At 57.1% G+C, this 15,129-nt stretch carries 15 protein-coding genes; 8 read left to right on the top strand and 7 right to left on the bottom strand.

The window, feature by feature from the left end; genetic code table 11:
• Nucleotides 1-27: 27 nt before the first annotated feature.
• The 7 genes from ACRTGH_RS06195 (at nucleotide 28) to ACRTGH_RS06165 (ending at nucleotide 6,065) form a co-directional block, all read left to right on the top strand.
• Nucleotides 28-1,104, top strand: coding sequence for a serine hydrolase (locus ACRTGH_RS06195; protein ID WP_368847672.1), 1,077 nt, complete (start codon nucleotides 28-30; stop codon nucleotides 1,102-1,104).
• A gap of 141 nt (nucleotides 1,105-1,245) precedes the next feature.
• Nucleotides 1,246-1,938: a DUF4234 domain-containing protein gene (locus ACRTGH_RS06190; RefSeq protein ID WP_368847671.1), complete on the top strand. Its 693-nt coding sequence runs from the start codon at nucleotides 1,246-1,248 to the stop codon at nucleotides 1,936-1,938.
• Between the two features lie 29 nt (nucleotides 1,939-1,967).
• Entirely contained in the window at nucleotides 1,968-2,345 is a 378-nt protein-coding gene (locus ACRTGH_RS06185) for a DUF4234 domain-containing protein (RefSeq protein ID WP_368847670.1), read from the top strand.
• Nucleotides 2,346-2,436: 91 nt separating this feature from the next.
• A complete protein-coding gene (locus tag ACRTGH_RS06180; protein WP_368847669.1) occupies nucleotides 2,437-2,841 on the top strand; it encodes an Asp23/Gls24 family envelope stress response protein in 405 nt (134 codons plus the stop codon).
• A gap of 59 nt (nucleotides 2,842-2,900) precedes the next feature.
• A complete protein-coding gene (locus ACRTGH_RS06175) occupies nucleotides 2,901-3,341 on the top strand; it encodes a DUF2752 domain-containing protein (protein ID WP_368847668.1) in 441 nt (146 codons plus the stop codon).
• Nucleotides 3,342-3,570: 229 nt separating this feature from the next.
• Nucleotides 3,571-4,557, top strand: coding sequence for a PD-(D/E)XK nuclease family transposase (locus tag ACRTGH_RS06170; RefSeq protein WP_368847667.1), 987 nt, complete (start codon nucleotides 3,571-3,573; stop codon nucleotides 4,555-4,557).
• A gap of 704 nt (nucleotides 4,558-5,261) precedes the next feature.
• Entirely contained in the window at nucleotides 5,262-6,065 is an 804-nt protein-coding gene (locus ACRTGH_RS06165) for a YitT family protein (protein WP_368847682.1), read from the top strand.
• Between the two features lie 972 nt (nucleotides 6,066-7,037).
• Here ACRTGH_RS06165 and ACRTGH_RS06160 read toward each other — a convergent pair.
• Nucleotides 7,038-7,595 (bottom strand): copper amine oxidase N-terminal domain-containing protein, encoded by a 558-nt coding sequence (locus ACRTGH_RS06160; protein ID WP_368847666.1) that lies wholly within the window; start codon nucleotides 7,593-7,595, stop codon nucleotides 7,038-7,040.
• A 207-nt stretch (nucleotides 7,596-7,802) separates the two neighbouring features.
• The gene (locus ACRTGH_RS06155; protein WP_368847665.1) at nucleotides 7,803-8,381 is read right to left on the bottom strand and encodes a guanylate kinase; all 579 of its coding nucleotides are present in this window, start codon (nucleotides 8,379-8,381) and stop codon (nucleotides 7,803-7,805) included.
• Nucleotides 8,382-8,684: 303 nt separating this feature from the next.
• On the opposite strand from ACRTGH_RS06155, the gene ACRTGH_RS06150 reads away from it, so the two are divergent.
• Nucleotides 8,685-9,680 carry a pyridoxal-phosphate dependent enzyme gene (locus ACRTGH_RS06150; protein ID WP_368847664.1) on the top strand — a complete coding sequence of 332 codons (996 nt, stop codon included), beginning with the start codon at nucleotides 8,685-8,687 and terminating at the stop codon, nucleotides 9,678-9,680.
• A gap of 165 nt (nucleotides 9,681-9,845) precedes the next feature.
• Here the strand turns inward: ACRTGH_RS06150 and ACRTGH_RS06145 are convergent, their stop codons facing one another.
• The 5 genes from ACRTGH_RS06145 to ACRTGH_RS06125 all read right to left on the bottom strand — a co-directional run bounded on the left by ACRTGH_RS06145 (nucleotide 9,846) and on the right by ACRTGH_RS06125 (nucleotide 15,112).
• Nucleotides 9,846-10,382 carry a nitroreductase family protein gene (locus tag ACRTGH_RS06145; RefSeq protein WP_368847663.1) on the bottom strand — a complete coding sequence of 179 codons (537 nt, stop codon included), beginning with the start codon at nucleotides 10,380-10,382 and terminating at the stop codon, nucleotides 9,846-9,848.
• Nucleotides 10,383-10,404: 22 nt separating this feature from the next.
• The gene (locus tag ACRTGH_RS06140) at nucleotides 10,405-12,372 is read right to left on the bottom strand and encodes a methyl-accepting chemotaxis protein (protein WP_368847662.1); all 1,968 of its coding nucleotides are present in this window, start codon (nucleotides 12,370-12,372) and stop codon (nucleotides 10,405-10,407) included.
• A 465-nt stretch (nucleotides 12,373-12,837) separates the two neighbouring features.
• Nucleotides 12,838-13,476 (bottom strand): CheB methylesterase domain-containing protein, encoded by a 639-nt coding sequence (locus ACRTGH_RS06135; protein ID WP_368847661.1) that lies wholly within the window; start codon nucleotides 13,474-13,476, stop codon nucleotides 12,838-12,840.
• Between the two features lie 23 nt (nucleotides 13,477-13,499).
• Nucleotides 13,500-13,682, bottom strand: coding sequence for a DUF951 domain-containing protein (locus ACRTGH_RS06130; protein ID WP_368847681.1), 183 nt, complete (start codon nucleotides 13,680-13,682; stop codon nucleotides 13,500-13,502).
• 65 nt (nucleotides 13,683-13,747) lie between these two features.
• Nucleotides 13,748-15,112 carry an MFS transporter gene (locus ACRTGH_RS06125; protein ID WP_368847660.1) on the bottom strand — a complete coding sequence of 455 codons (1,365 nt, stop codon included), beginning with the start codon at nucleotides 15,110-15,112 and terminating at the stop codon, nucleotides 13,748-13,750.
• Nucleotides 15,113-15,129: the final 17 nt, after the last annotated feature.

Genomic DNA, 15,129 nt, shown 5'->3' with positions numbered 1-15,129 from the left:
CAACAAAAAGGAGGGACCCCCTGTACAATGGCTGCTGCCGCGCTGAAAAAGGCTCTTCTCGGGACAATGCTTCTCACCGTCCTGCTCACACTCATCAGTCTTGGCGTAAACGAATACACCTGGCACACACAGCACCCGCAGAAGCCGTCCCCCCTTCTCGTCTCGCTGGAGAAAACCTGCCGTACTCTGCACGAATCCTGTCGCAGCCGATGGAACGCCCTGACAGCTGCCGTGCGCGCCAAGCAGGTCGGCGGCGAAGCCGAAGCACGGGCGGCAGCGGCGCCGCCCTCCGTCAAGAGCGCGTACAGAACCGCACCGCCGCTTCCCGAGCGCGGTGACGACCAGCTTGCTCTCCAAGGGGACTTCGCTGCGATCCTCGCAGAAAAGGCATCGAGCTGCTCCATCTTCTTTCTTCGCCCGCGGCAGGAGCAGGAGCCTCTGCTCTTCCAAGACCATGCCATGCAGCCCGCCAGCATGATCAAGCTCTTCGTCCTCGCCTGCGCCATGCAGGACGCCAAGGACGGCCGCCTCGCCCTCGACGAACCCCTTTCCATCACGCCGGAAAACATCGTCGACGGAGCGGGCAGGCTCACCTGGTACGACAGAGGCAAGTCGCTAACCGCACTGCAGCTCATGGAACGCATGATCACGGACAGCGACAACACGGCGACGAACATCCTCATCGACCGTCTCGGCATGAGGCGCATCGACAGCTATATCCAGCAGAAAGGATATGCCGAAACGCGCCTGCAGCACAAGATGATGCTCGGCAACCAAGGTCTGCCGAACCTCTCGAGTGTCAGGGACATCGGCACATTGCTCACACGCATCTATCGTCATGAATGCGTCGATCCGGAACACGATGAGATGATGCTCGCGATTCTCGCGCGTCAGACGGACAAGGAATGTCTGCCCGCAGCGCTTCCCTCCTTCCGCCTAGCGAACAAAACCGGCGAGATCACGGGCATCTACGCCGACGGCGGCATCGCCCGCGGGGAAACCGACGACATGATCCTCGTCGTCATGGACGAGAACTGCCGTGACCGCTCGCAAACCATCCCGCTCTTCCAGAAAATCGCCCGGCGCGCCGCCTCTTCTCTCTAAGCACAGTGAAATATTTGTTATGGGATTCATTTTCTGCTATACTATTCTTGCCGCAAACCATCTGCAGCAAGCGTACATCTTTGCCCGCAGCGGCATGAAATTTCATCCCGACAAAGCTGCTTTCCCGGAAAGGAGGATTCCATGCAGATAAAACCTCGCGACATCATCCTGCCGCTTGTCCTAAGCTTCATAACCTGCGGATTATACGGACTCTACTGGATGTACAAACTGACCGAAGAAATCCACGCGCTTTCCAGAAAACCACAGACGCCGGACGGCGGTACAGTCGTCCTCTATACGATCCTTACCTGCACGTTTTACTTTTACTACTGGCTCTACAAAATTGGCAGCGAACTCGTCGAGCTGCGCGAGAAAAACGGGCTTCCTCCCGACTCCGTCAGCAATACGACATATCTGCGCGTCACCATCGCCATGACCGTCATCTATGTGGTGTTCACAACCATCAGCTACGTCCTGCAAATCTTAGCCGATACCGTCGAAGCCGCACCGCTGACAAAAACCACGGAAGACACCCTCGTTGCCTTCGGCGCGATGCTGTTCCTATTCATTATTGTATTCATCTTCGTCGCCGCCTTCCAATCCGTTCTTTCCGGCATCATTCTCTGGGTCGTTTACAAGCGCAAGGATCGGAATCCGACGCTGCTTTATCTTTTGCTGGCATTTTTGCGTACCTACAACTTTACGATGGTCTTTTTGCAGCTTTCACTCAACGACTTCCTGCGCCAAAGAGGCGGCACGGATGAACGTCTGCCCATAGCTGCAAGTCCTGCGGGAGCGGGAAGTCCCGTTTCCCTGCAAAAACCTCTTCGTTGATTTTTTCTAACTGTGAAAGGAGCTTTTCTATGACAAAAAGAAGCATTCCCCTCGCCATTGTCTTTACTATTATCACCGCTGGAATTTACGGCATCTATTGGCTCTACCAGCTCACCGAGGAAGCCCATGCAGCTGCAGGCGAACGCACGACGGCCTCCGGCGGCATGGTCATCGTCTTCACCTTGGTTACCTGCGGCATCTACAGCTTATACTGGCTCTACAAGATGGGCGAAACCATCATCATGGCGAAGCAGCGCCGTGCTATGACCGTGGACACCAACCTCCCGATCATCTATCTCGTCCTCGCCCTCTTCGGCTTCGGTATCATCAGCTATGCCCTGATGCAAAACTCGCTCAACGAGATCATCGACTATGACGGAGGCGGCAACATGCCGCAGGCCTTCTGACACGTCCGGCGCCATTGCCGCTTGTTCCCATTTCCGCGATACGGTTTCACCTAAGACATTCGCGCGTACAGCTTATAAGGAGGTTTTCATCATGGCAGAAGATACAGCTCCGCTCGTAACGAGCAACAAGGGACTTGGCTCCATTCGCATAGCCGATGAGGTCGTCAGCGTCATCGCCGGCCTTGCGGCCATGGACGTGGACGGCGTTGCCGGCATGAGTGGCGGGCTCATCGGCGGCATTGCCGAAATGCTCGGCCGCAAGAATTTCTCGAAAGGCGTAAAGGTCGAGGTCGGCGAGAAAGAAACCGCCGTCGACATCACCCTCGTCGTGACCTACGGCGTCGATATCCGCCAGGTTGTAACCGAAGTGCAGAAAAACGTGCGGCGCGCCATCGAGTCCATGACGGGGCTCAAGGTCATTGAAACGAATGTGCAGGTGCAGGGCGTTGTCTTCCCGGAAGAAGAGACCGAAGATCCTTCTTCCCGCGTTCATTGATCTTGAAGAATCGCTTTCCGGACCCCATGAGACGTTTCGTCCCATGGGGTCTTTCTCGCTTGTCAAAAATAGCGTTTCACCTGAAGGGCACTGCCGCCGGCCTCGTTTCACACCTTGCGCCGATGCCCGACTGGCAGCCGCGCATGAGGCGCGTCCTTCTCCGCTATGCGGCACTTCTCGCCCTCGGCTTCGCCTACCTCGTCTTCTGTCGTGCGACGGGGCTCAGCCTGCCCTGCCCTTTCCACCTCGTCACAGGGCTCGACTGCCCCGGCTGCGGCGTCACGCGTCTTATGCTCGCTCTCGCCGCGGGCGATCTTTCCGCCGCGTTTCGGGCCAACGAGGCCATCTTCCTGCTCGGCCCCTTCCTCCTCTTCTTCCTGTTGCGCGACGATATCCATTGGATCCTTCGCGGCGAAGGAAAAGAGCCGCCGCGCGCCTTCGTCTTCTTCCTGCTCGTCCTCTTCGTCCTCTTCACCCTCTGGCGCAATTTCCTGCGCTGACAGCTTGAAAAAGCACCGATGCATTCCGCCCTGCCATTTCCGCACATCTTTTTCCGCTCTTCGCCGACAAATCGGACGCATAGCTTCGCCATGCGTCCGATTTGCTTTTCACCCGCTTCCTGCAAAAGCATCATCAGAGCATCCTGCTGTACATGTCCTCACGCCTTACATCGTTTCACTGGCTAGAAGGTATATTCGATGCTATAATAAAAGCAAGGAAGGTGACCCCATGCAGCAAGATGAAAATTCCTCAGACAAGAGCCCTACGCTTTACCAAAACCCGATCTACGACCAGCATGCAAAGCGCCTGCTTGCACAAAGAGCCATCATGGCGCGCCTCCTCAAGAGGACTGTGCCGGAATTTGCAGAAGCCTCCCTCGCGGACATTGCCGAAAAGTATATCGAGGGCACGCCGCAGATCAGCGGGATTGGCGTCGACCGGGACAGCACGAATGCCGCAAAGAAGGACGCTCCATCGCCGAAAGAGTTCTTCGGAGGTGCCACCGAAAGTGTCGGCATCACCGAAGGATGGATTCGCTTCGACATCCTTTTCCACGCACGCGCCCCGAAATCAGGCGAGCTCATCACTCTGATCATCAACGTCGAGGCGCAGCGGACGCAGCGCAGATCGAAACTGGGATACGCAATCTTACGCCGGGCAGTCTACTATGCGAGCCGCTTGATCTCCTCGCAGAAGGAAACGGAATTCACCGGTTCCTCGTACGACGACATCAAAAAGGTCTATACCATCTGGCTCTGCATGGACTCTCCGGACGGCACGAGCGCCATCAACCGTTATAACTTAGAAGAGCATCACATCCTGAACGGTCATAAAGAAAATCGCGCTGACTACGACCTGATGAGCATCGTCACGATCTACCTGGGGGAAGACCAAACAGCCAATGAAGATTGGCTCATCCGCTTCCTGAAGCTCTTGTTCAAGGACACAAACATGCCGCCGGCAAGGAAAAAGAAAGTCCTGAAAGACGAATTCGATATGGATACGACCACCGACATGGAAGAGGAGTTGAGAACCATGTGCAATTTAAGTACGGGCATCTATGAACAGGGTGTGGAACGCGGCATGGAGACAACACGCAAAGAAACGGCTATTTCCATGCTCAAGGAAAAACTCTCCATCGAAATGATCGCACGCATCACAAATCTGTCAAAGGACAAGATCAAAGCCTTAGCGAAGGAACATTCCCTGCTTTAAGCGCCCCTCGCGCTAACGCATGAAGATACGGGTTCATGAGGCAAGACTGCGATTTCATGCACCCGTATTTTATTTTGCTCTCGCACAATTCCGCCATTGGTATCGTTTTATACATACAGCAAAACATTTTCACCAAAGATGCCACACAACCCCACAGATCGCTCCATCTTCTCTGCCGCATCGTCGTTGGCACAAAACATTTCCCGATAGCGGCTAAAGCAGAAAGAGACCTGCCCTATAGCGTATGCTGACAATGCCAAGAAGCGTTTGCAACGCAGGCATTCTTTTCGTATAATGGGACAGGTACAGGATTTTTTCCATAAGGAGTGGATTCATAGGAGAGGAAGTGCCGCATGGAAAAGGACAGAGAAATACGCCCGGATGATCGGGAACGGACGGCTGTCAAAGACAGCTGCAGCGACCGAATGACACAAGATGCGGAAATCTCCGCCGTGAAAATATCGCCTGAGCCGCAGCAGGATGCAAAGGACGCTCCCAGTGCAAATGCCTCCGGGGCGGAACATGCTGCTTTTGCAGCCTCGGAAGCGGCTCATGCCGCACAAGCGGCCAATGAAGCTGCAAAGGCTGCCAAAGCGGCACAGGCCGCCGCCGACGCCGCAGCCGGAAAAATTCCCTGCTGCCCCAAGCCGCGCCCGGAAAAGAGCCGCCGGAAGCGTTTCCGTGCCATACTGCAAAAGTATTTGATGATCTTTATCGGCGCTGTCATTGCAGCCGTAGGACTTGAACTTTTCCTCATCCCGAACAACATCATCGACGGCGGCATCGTCGGTCTTTCCATCATGGCCCAGGCCATCACGGACGCGCCGCTCGGCATTTTCCTCGTCGTTCTCAACCTGCCGTTCCTCTACCTCGGCTACAAACAGATCGGCAAGTCTTTCACCGTCGCCACCTTGGCCGCGATCCTCTTTCTCGCCTTCTGGTCGGCCTACTTCGCTCCCTTCCCGACCGTCACCCACGATCCCTTTCTTGCAGCCATCTTCGGCGGCATCATCGACGGCCTCGGCGTCGGCCTCATCATCCGCGCGGGCGGTTCGCTCGACGGCACGGAGATCATCGCCATCATCCTCGACAAGAAATCCGTCTTCTCCGTCGGTGAGGTCGTCATGTTCATCAACCTCTTCATTCTTTCGAGCGCCGGCCTGCTCTTTGGTTGGGACAAGGCCATGTATTCCCTCATCGCCTACTTCGTCATCGCCAAAATGATCGACGTCGTCGTCAAGGGGCTCGACGAATCGTATGCCGTCATGATCGTCACAAACGAGCCGGAGGAAATCAACACCGCGCTCATGGAGAATATGAACCGCGGCGTCACCCTCCTCTATGGGAAGGGCGGCTACACGGGCGATGAGAAGAAGGTGCTTTATTCCGTCGTCACGCGTCTCGAGGTCGACAAGCTCAAGAAGATCGTCCTCGACATCGACGAAAGCGCCTTTGTGACCATCAATGCCGTCCACGACATTGTCGGCGGCAGGTTCAAGCGCAAATGAGAAAGCACAAACTAGATTCAGCACCACAAATGGAAAGAGGCTTCGAGCATATTGCCCGAAGCCTCTTATCGTCGAAAGGAAACCCCCGTGAGACCGTATTGGTTTTTCCGGAGCCATGAAGCCTTTGCCTTTGGCTTGTCGGAAACCTTGCTTGTTTCCTGCGGCATGAGCGATTGGGGTTCTCCATGCGCCATTCTTCTCCTTGCGCACAGCTTGTCCTGAACTCTGAACTCGTCTGGACAACTTCTCTCTTCACATCCAGGCCTTGCCGATGCCGCCATATCCCTTTTGGCTGTCCGTCCACTTCACGCCTCACATCTCTGCACCCTTGTGCCGTTGCAGCTTCGTGCCCTACGCCTCAGCGCTTTGCAGCTCGTGCCTCTGCACTTCTTCGTGCCCTTGCGCCTTCGCGCTCCTGCGTGTTCTCGGATGGACCGGCACGTCCAGCCTGTAGCTAGACCCGTCGTCCCCGCCTATTGGACTCCTGGGATTTTCAGTACTTTGTGTTGATCTTCACCCGCTTCTTGCCTTACATCAGTTCCGCGGGCACTCCTTCAACTTTTCCTGGCCATCGGTTGCCCCTGCCGCCTTGCCTTCCGGCTTGCCGTTCTTTGGTTTCTCACCGTAAACCTGTTCATCGTCCATGGAAACATTTCGCTCGTCTCCACGATGATGTGCTTCCTGTGGGAACCTCCGGCTTCCCCATCGGTTCTCTCACTGTTTTGTTGCTAGCCTGCCTACTAGAGATTCTCCTCGTTCCGCAGGCATCCTCGCAGTCAGTGTTTCCTTTCATTTGACATGTTCATTATAAAACAGCCTTCCCGATTTGTCAATAATATTTTGAAAAATCTCACAAGATTTTTTTCCATTCTCCTGCCCGTCGCCAAAGAGGCCGACCCGGCACCTGCAAACACCGCATCGCAGCTGTGTTCGCACAGCTTTCGCCTCCGCCGTCCAGATCCTCAGCACGGCTTATTCCATCAGCTCCGCCTTCTGCTCTGTGATCTCAATGCTTGCCGGGCCATATTCCACTTCGTTGAAAAAGCGGACAAAGACCGTCACCGGTACATAGAGGCTGCCGTCCAGCAGGAAGGGAGCCGCCGCCATCTCCTCAGGACCGGAGAGGCCGATATTGTGCAGCCTGCCCGTGAACTGCGCGATATATTCGCCCGGATGGAAGCGTGCCGTTTGTATGGGGCCTTCCACCACGGCGTCGCCCAAAAGCCCATCCCATGCAACGGTATAACCGAGCGCTTCCGCCACGAGGCGAAGCGGCACGAGCCAGACACCATTCTTCTCCTGCGCCGGCAGCGGCAGGCCGGCGGTGTCGAGATGGCTGCCGTTTACGATGAGCGTGATTTCCGGCACATCTTCTCCCGGCGTCTGCCCCTCTGCCGTATAGCCTGCCGCATCTTCTGCCGGGCTTCCTGCGGCATGGCCGACTTCCCCGAAGCTGCCGGCGTCCCATGGCGCGCAGAAGCAGAAAAGCGCCGAAAGCATCAAAACAAACAACAAAAAGAGCCGTCTCATCTTCCCACCCCCATCTTCAAATTCTTCAGACTTCCGCGTCTCGCCCCCATCCAGCGCAGCGAAAGATCCGGCAAAGACAGCGCACGGAGGCTATAGCTCGGCAGCGCCCCGGCAAGAGATCTTCCTCCTCGAACAATCTCTCCCGAGCATGCCCATGTTCCGCTTCTCACTGTCCGATAAAAAAACCAGCCCTTGCGGGCTGGATTTTCATTGTATGAGTTCCTTGAATTTCTCAGGCGGCACGATCTGCGTAAGGCCGAGAATCGCCAGAATCTGGTTGAGTGCCGTACCCGAATCCTGGGTGTTCCGCACCACGTATGTCGTATTTTTCCAGTTATCGAACTCATTGTTGTTTTCCGCATATTCCAAGTGATACTTGATCGCGTCGTTCTTATGCCCCAGCCGAAGCATACGCTCGACAAGCTTCACATAATCGACCATAAGGAAAATCGTCTCCAGATTATCCCGCAGAAGCTTCGACAGCTGCTTGATTCCGTTCGCCTCAAGCATCATGAGACTGATCTTATGCTCCTGCAGGGCATTCAGGACATCCTTCTTGAGAACGCCGTAATAGTCGCCCTTATAGGTAATATGCACGATGAACTCCGACTTGAAGAATTCCGACTTGCCGATGAAGCGGAAAAAGCGCGGATCGGAATCGATCTTCCCCGGCTCACGGGTCGTATACGTCGGAATATAATGTATGCCCATCTGCATGAGCTGCCCGATCAGCATTGTCTTGCCGGAAGCATGCGGGCCGACCAAGGCATAAATCTTGTTTGTCATAATCCTCTCCCAGAAATTGATAGATAACAACCGTATCATTATTCGAAGAACAGGAACAAGAAAAACGAGAGCAACACAAACACTCTCGTTCCGCGCTTCCTGTTTCGATTCCTTTAAAAAGTTGCGGCAACTGCCTATTCGTTATGATACACTATTTTCTTTCATTTGACAACTGCTTTTCAAAACTCCCGGCAGAATAGGAAGGAAAAAAAGCCGTGAAAACTCCATGATGGAAAGGAAATACGCTGAAAAAAGCGAATAATACAAAAAAGAGACTATTGGATGAGAAAGCGGGGATGTCCTATGTATTTTTACTGCGAGAAATGCAAGAAAAAATATCCGATCAGCTCCATGAACTACCGCTGCGAATGCGGCGGCATGTTCCATCTGAACAAGACGCCAACCGAGGAAACCGTGCATGACATCTCGATCGGCCACATGCACACGGATCTGCTGAGCATCAACATCAACGGCATCGAATTCCTCCTGAAGACGGAAAACTTGCTGCCGACAGGCTCCTTCAAGGATCGCGGCGCTTATACGCTGATCAACGAAATCCACCATGTCGGAATCGAGAAGATCGCCCTCGATTCCGCCGGCAACGCCGGCGCCTCCATCGCAGCCTATGCCGCTGCAGCCAACATCGACTGCACCGTCTACGTACCCAAGGAAACCTCGCCCGACAAGCTGCGCCAGATTTCTACCTACGGCGCGAAAATCGTCAAGACGGAGGGCGGCCGCATGGGCGCCTGCCAAGCCGTCAAAGAAAACCTCGGGGACGCTTATTATGCCTCGCACGTTTATAATCCGCTCTTCTTCGAGGGCATGAAGGCCATGGCCTATGAGATTTACGAGCAGCTCGGCGGCAGCGTCCCCGAATACATCTTCATGCCTGTCGGCAACGGTACCATGCTCCTCGGCCTTTACTACGGATTTATCGAGATCGGCCGCCTGCCGCGCCTCGTGCCCGTGCAGAGCAAAAACTGTGCGCCTCTCTACGAAGCCTTCAACAATCTTCCCGCAAGCGAGAAGCAGGAAACGATTGCCGAGTCCATCCGCATCGAGGAGCCGAAACGCCTGCACGATATGCTTGCAGCTGTCACGAACAGCGGCGGCGACGTGCTGATCGTCGAGGAGGAGGACATCCTGCGCTCCAAGGCTCTGCTCGGACGCCGCGGCATCTATGTGGAAACGACGAGCGCCGCAGCGCTTGCGGGCGCCATGCAGATTTTCGGCACGGCCAAGCCGGACAACTACCGCGTCGTCATTCCCTTGACGGGAACCGGGCTCAAGGGATAGCTCCTTTCCAAAAAGCGGCGGCCGTCAGGCGTTTTCTTCCTGCCCGCCATGCGGCAGGCGTTTGCAGCAAGCAGCAAGAAGCCCGCCCCTTTTCTTCAGCCTTCCGCACAGGAACGGCCGGGGAAAGGGGCGGGCTTCTTTATTGCAGCCGAGAAAGCGTCTTCCCTAGCTGATGTAAGAGATGCGGCCTTCCTTGCGCGGCGCAGGCGGTGCAGGTTCCTCCGCCCCGTAGCCGATCGCGAGATGGCCGATGCCGGCAAACTGCCCCGGCCGGAAAAAGATTCCGGCCCGCGAGAGGATTTCCTGTCCCAGCGGCTTTTCCATCTCCTCCTTGGCGCGATGCACCCAGCACGTCTGAAGCCCCAGGGATTCCGCCGCCAGCATCATCGTCATAAGCTGGACGCTGCCGTTGTAAACATGGTTCACATCGTCCTTGTCGGCGACGACGAGAATGATGACAGGCGCTCCGTAGAATGGATCAAAGCCCTTTTTCCAATAGCCCAGCGAGCAGTTGAGCTCAGAGAGCTTCTGCCTGAGATCCTTGTCCGTGATGACAATGATGCGCGTCGATTCGCTGTCCATACTGCACGGCGCATAAAGCCCGGCCTCGACGACCTCGCGCACGAGTGCCGCCGGCGGCATCGAAGCCTGGAAACTGCGCGTGCTGCGGCGCTTCTTTATAATCTCGATACATTCGTTCATGGTACGCCTCTTCTCTTGTCTTTTAAAGCCGGAACTTGGCCACGCCCTCCTGCAGCTGCTGTGCCAGGTCGGCCAGCGTGTGGCTCGCGGCGGCGATTTCCTGCGTCGAGGCCGCCTGCTCCTCAGAAACGGCGGAGACGTCGGCCGCCCTCTGCTGTACGCTGTGCGATACGCCGCTGACCTCCTGCACGGTTTTTACGGTGCTCGCGCAGTCCTTCTCGATCACGCTTGTAATCTTCGTGAGCTTCTCCACTTCTCCTGTCAGGGACTCGACGAAGGAGGCGATGCTCGCGAACTTCTCGTCCGCCGCCTGTACCTGTCCGACGTTTTCCTTGACTTCGGCTTCCTGGCTCTTGGTCAGCTCGAAGGCGCTTTCGATCTGTGCGGCGTTCTTGCCAATGACCGTGCTGATCTCCTGCGCCGCCTGCTCGCTCTGCTCGGCAAGCTTCCGCACTTCGTCCGCCACAACGGCGAAGCCCTTGCCCTGCTCGCCTGCACGCGCCGCCTCGATGGCGGCATTCAAGGCGAGGAGCTTCGTCTGCCCCGAGATGTTCGTGATGACCTCGTTGATTTCCGAGATGTTCTTCGAGCCGTCGTAGAGGCTCTGCACCGCCGCTCCAACCTTGATCGCCCCGGAGGCGAGATTCTCGACGCCCTGGACGGCGTTGCCGAGCGCCTCGCGCCCTTCCTTCGTGGCGCGGCCCGTCTCGTCCGCCACTTTCGCCGAAGCGTCGACCACTTTCGCGATCTGGCGCGTCTGCTCGCCCATGTTTTCCGCGACCTCGGCGGCCATTTCCACAATGTCGTTCTGGTGCGCCGCCTGCTCGGCGATGGCGACGACGGACTCCGCCGCCGACTGCGAGGCCTGCGCCGTCTGGTTCGCACTTGCCGTCAGCTCCTGCGCCGAAGCCGATACCTGCTCGGACGCCTTCGATGTGTTCTCTACCATCTCATGGAGCGTCACCGCCATCTTGCTGCAGCTGTTCTGCAGATCGCCGATCTCATCGGCGCGGTTCGTCGCCGGCAGCTTGTGCGTGAGATCGCCGTTGGCGATATAGCCGACCGCCTCGGAGAGGAATTTCAGCGGCGTGACGGCCGAGGTCAGAATGATATAGGTGATTCCGCCCAGAAGCGCGAGCGCCACAAGGCAGATGAAGAAAATCGCATACGAGATGTGCGTTGCCGCCGCAAACGCCTCATCCTGCGGCACCTCGATGACGATGTGCCACCCCGTAGAGCCGATCGGCATGGAGCGATAGAACTTGTCCACGCCGGCGAACTCCGCCTCGAAGGCCTGCGGCTCGTCCGCGGTGAAGCGTGCTGCGAGCGCCTTGTGCACACCGCCGTCCATCTCACTCAGCGGGGGATCCGCGATGGTGAACTTTTTATGATAAATGAACTCGCTGTCCGGCCCGAGCACGAAAATCGAGCCATGCTCGCCCACCTTCACATCCTTCAGGACGCCTGTCAGGACATCAAGCTTAACGTCCATGCCGATGACAGCGATGAGCTCCCCGTTCTTACGAATCGCCTTGCAGAGCGTCACGACCTCCGAGTTGTCCGAATCCGTCTGATAGACCTCCGAAAGCTGGACGTCGTTGGCAGCGGCCGCCACCTTGTACCAAGGGCGCGTACGGGAATCGAAGTCCTCCGTAATCGGCTCCCTGGCTATGCAGACGCCGTCAGGGAAGCCAACGTAGAAATCGAACACGCCGTCCCTGGAGCCGATCTCGGAAACGGCCTCCTGCAGGGCCTGCCCTTGGGGCATGTTTTCGCTCCAGTTCTGTGCGATCGTCTCCACGATGGCGCGCTTCTCTTGAATATTTCCGTTGATCTTCGCCTCATAACGGCCGGCGCGCTGCTCCATAGCGACTTCCACTGCGTTCTTGAGACCGGCGCTGGCCAGCATGTAAATAATAGCTCCCATGATGATAAAAACCAGGAGCAGCGGCACACCGATGCCTAAAAGCATTTTGGGTTTTAGCTTCATTTCCATTTCCTCCAAAAATAAAAATCCATCGCAAAATCCGGACAAGAAAAAACCAAGGCAGTCCCATTTCTCTTCGGCAGAGAGCTTCCTGCCCGATCCTTCGGTTTCGCGGACAGCGGACGGTAAAGAACGTCGCTTGTTTGGCATAAAGCCGGACAGACTTAAGGAATCACGATGAATTCAGCACGCCATCTTAGCGCATCTCTTCCACCCTCCCTGCGTCGACAAATCCTCCGCATAGCACCACTATGCAGAGGATTTTCTCCTTGACAGGGCAAAAAATCAGCACCAATCTGACGGACTTCATTTTATCCGTGCTTCCTTCCTAATCGTATCTATCGGAAATTTTTTTGGTAAAATTAAGGAGATTTTCCTTCCCACAAGAAAAGAGGAGGTTCCTCCTCCTCTTTTCTTTCTGCGGGACTTTCATCGTAAGTAAAGGAGACGCAGACGAAGATGCGTCTCCTACCCCCGCACAGCCACGCGAATCGCCCCGGCGATAGCTGCCAGCGGCATCTGCCGCTCGACGGATCCGAGCTCAAAGGCCGCGCGCGGCATACCGTAGACGACGCTCGACGCCGCGTCCTGCCCGAAGGTCAGCGCACCCTTGCGGCGCATAGCAAAGAGCCCCTTCGCGCCGTCCGCCCCCATGCCCGTCAGGATGACGCCGACAGCCGCAGGGCCGACGATCTCGGCGACGGAAAAGAAAAGCACATCCACCGAAGGACAGACCCAGTTCACGGGATCGCCCTTCGCGCAGGCGAGAGCGAGACGCCCTCCCTGGCGCACGACCTTCATGTGCTGTCCACCCGGCGCCACATAAGCGTGAGAGCTCTGCAGCACGTCGCCGTCTTCCGCTTCCTTGACCGAGATCCGGGAAATCGCGTCGAGGCGGCGCGAGAAATAGCTGCTGAAAAGCGGCGGGATGTGCTGCACGATGACAATCGGCGGCAAAGGCGGCGCGAGATCCTTGAAAATCGCTGCTATGGCTTCCGTCCCTCCCGTCGAGGCGCCGATGGCGATCAGCTGCTTTTCCGCCGTGCCGGACGAGGCAGGCAGTGGTGCATGCGAAAAAGTGCGGTTTTCATTTTTTCCCCCTGCCACTGCAATCCCCCCCCGGTTCAAACTCATTCTTCCACGACGCCGCGCACGAGGCGCAGGAATTTCTCACGCCCGATCTGCACGAAGCGCCCGCAGCCTTGGCATTTGAGACCGAAATCGACGCCTGTGCGCATGATCTGCCAAAGATCGCTGCCGCACGGATGCTTCTTCTTCATGCGCACGATATTGCCGACCGCATAGCGCTGCATCTCCATCCAATGCACCCCACTTTCCTTCTCTATCGAATGAACCATGCGTTTTGCTTAAGCCGCACTCATTCCTCCCGGCGCTCCCGTTTGCCGCGTGCCAGCGAAGCGACGATGCCGGCGGCGCACGATACCGTGAGACAGGAAAAAATCAGGCGGATCGCCGCCGCAAGGCCGCCCGTCCAGTCGCCCGCCTCGTGAAGCGCCGCACTCGACAGCAGAACCGTCACCACGGCCATGCTCACCGCCTGCCCTGACATGCGCATGACAGAGACCATGGACGAGGCCACACCGTAAAGATACTTCGAAACGGAGCCCATGATGGCGTTGTTGTTCGCCGGCGAAAAGAAGCCGAAACCGATGCCGACGAGGACGCAGTTCGCTGCAACAAGCGCAAACGGCGTATCCACATCGAGCATGGAGTAGCCGCCGATGCCCAGTGTCGTCAGCGCCATGCCGAAAGTCGCGACGAGGCGCGGCTCATATTTGTCGGAGAGCCCACCCGCCACGGGCGACAAGATCGCCATCGTCAAGGGCTGCAGCAGCATGATGAGCCCCGCTGTCGAAGCGTCGAGCCCGCGCACGAGCTGCAGATAGAGCGAGAGCAGGAAGCTGATCGCATACGTCGCGCTGTAGTTCAAAAACGAGGCGAGATTGCTCATGGCAAAGACGGTGTTCTTGAAGAGGGTGAGCTGCAGAAGCGGCGCACGCGCCCTCTTCTCCCGCCAGAGAAAGAGCACGAGGAATACGAGCCCAACGGCGAGCAGGACGCGCATCCACGGAGCCTCGGCAAGCGAGGAAAGACCGTAGAGCGTCAGCGTGCTCGCCAGTGCGTACAGCACGGCTCCAGGCACGTCAAAACCGCCTTCTCTTTCCCCGTACCAATCCTCGCGGACACCGCGCACGAGCACGCTGCTCACCGCGATCACGGCCGCCGCGAGGATGAAAAGAAGCCGCCAGCTGATATACTGCGTGACGAGCCCGCCGATCACCGGGCCGAGCGACAAGCCGATGTAAGTGGCTGCCGCCGAATAACCGATGGCCCTGCCGCGCTCCTTCGGCGGATGCGACACCACGAGGAGCGCCATGCCGCTCGAAAACACCATGCCAAGCGCCAGTCCCTGCAAAGCGCGCATGGCGATGAGAAACGGCAGCGACGGCGAGAAGGCCGCGACGAGCGAAATGAGCGCCATCGCTGCCGTACCGACGCCGTAGATGCGACATCGCCCGAGGACATCTGCCAGACGGCCGAAGGGCAGAAGCAGGGACACCGCGCCCAGGAGGAATGCCGTGGAAAGCCACGAAAGCTCCGGCGCAGGACGCGAAAACTCCGCCGCGATCGTCGGGATCGCGATGTTGATGCAGCTTCCCAGAAACGGTCCCATGAACGATGTCATGAGCACCGCCAAAAAAATCCGCCGTTCCGCCGTCATAGAGCCGCCCCCGTTCC

This window comes from Selenomonas oralis (genome assembly GCF_051603425.1).
GTDB classification, from domain to species: domain Bacteria; phylum Bacillota; class Negativicutes; order Selenomonadales; family Selenomonadaceae; genus Selenomonas; species Selenomonas sputigena_A.
This window is presented reverse-complemented; position numbering and strand designations above follow the sequence as displayed.

Bases quoted from the DNA above. Each gene is read 5' to 3' on its own strand.
- ACRTGH_RS06195 (WP_368847672.1), top strand. From the start codon at position 28: ATGGCTGCTGCCGCGCTGAAAAAGGCTCTTCTCGGGACAATGCTTCTC.
- ACRTGH_RS06190 (WP_368847671.1), top strand. From the start codon at position 1,246: ATGCAGATAAAACCTCGCGACATCATCCTGCCGCTTGTCCTAAGCTTC.
- ACRTGH_RS06185 (WP_368847670.1), top strand. From the start codon at position 1,968: ATGACAAAAAGAAGCATTCCCCTCGCCATTGTCTTTACTATTATCACC.
- ACRTGH_RS06180 (WP_368847669.1), top strand. From the start codon at position 2,437: ATGGCAGAAGATACAGCTCCGCTCGTAACGAGCAACAAGGGACTTGGC.
- ACRTGH_RS06170 (WP_368847667.1), top strand. From the start codon at position 3,571: ATGCAGCAAGATGAAAATTCCTCAGACAAGAGCCCTACGCTTTACCAA.
- ACRTGH_RS06165 (WP_368847682.1), top strand. From the start codon at position 5,262: ATGATCTTTATCGGCGCTGTCATTGCAGCCGTAGGACTTGAACTTTTC.
- ACRTGH_RS06160 (WP_368847666.1), bottom strand. From the start codon at position 7,595: ATGAGACGGCTCTTTTTGTTGTTTGTTTTGATGCTTTCGGCGCTTTTC.
- ACRTGH_RS06155 (WP_368847665.1), bottom strand. From the start codon at position 8,381: ATGACAAACAAGATTTATGCCTTGGTCGGCCCGCATGCTTCCGGCAAG.
- ACRTGH_RS06150 (WP_368847664.1), top strand. From the start codon at position 8,685: ATGTATTTTTACTGCGAGAAATGCAAGAAAAAATATCCGATCAGCTCC.
- ACRTGH_RS06145 (WP_368847663.1), bottom strand. From the start codon at position 10,382: ATGAACGAATGTATCGAGATTATAAAGAAGCGCCGCAGCACGCGCAGT.
- ACRTGH_RS06140 (WP_368847662.1), bottom strand. From the start codon at position 12,372: ATGAAGCTAAAACCCAAAATGCTTTTAGGCATCGGTGTGCCGCTGCTC.
- ACRTGH_RS06130 (WP_368847681.1), bottom strand. From the start codon at position 13,682: ATGCAGCGCTATGCGGTCGGCAATATCGTGCGCATGAAGAAGAAGCAT.
- ACRTGH_RS06125 (WP_368847660.1), bottom strand. From the start codon at position 15,112: ATGACGGCGGAACGGCGGATTTTTTTGGCGGTGCTCATGACATCGTTC.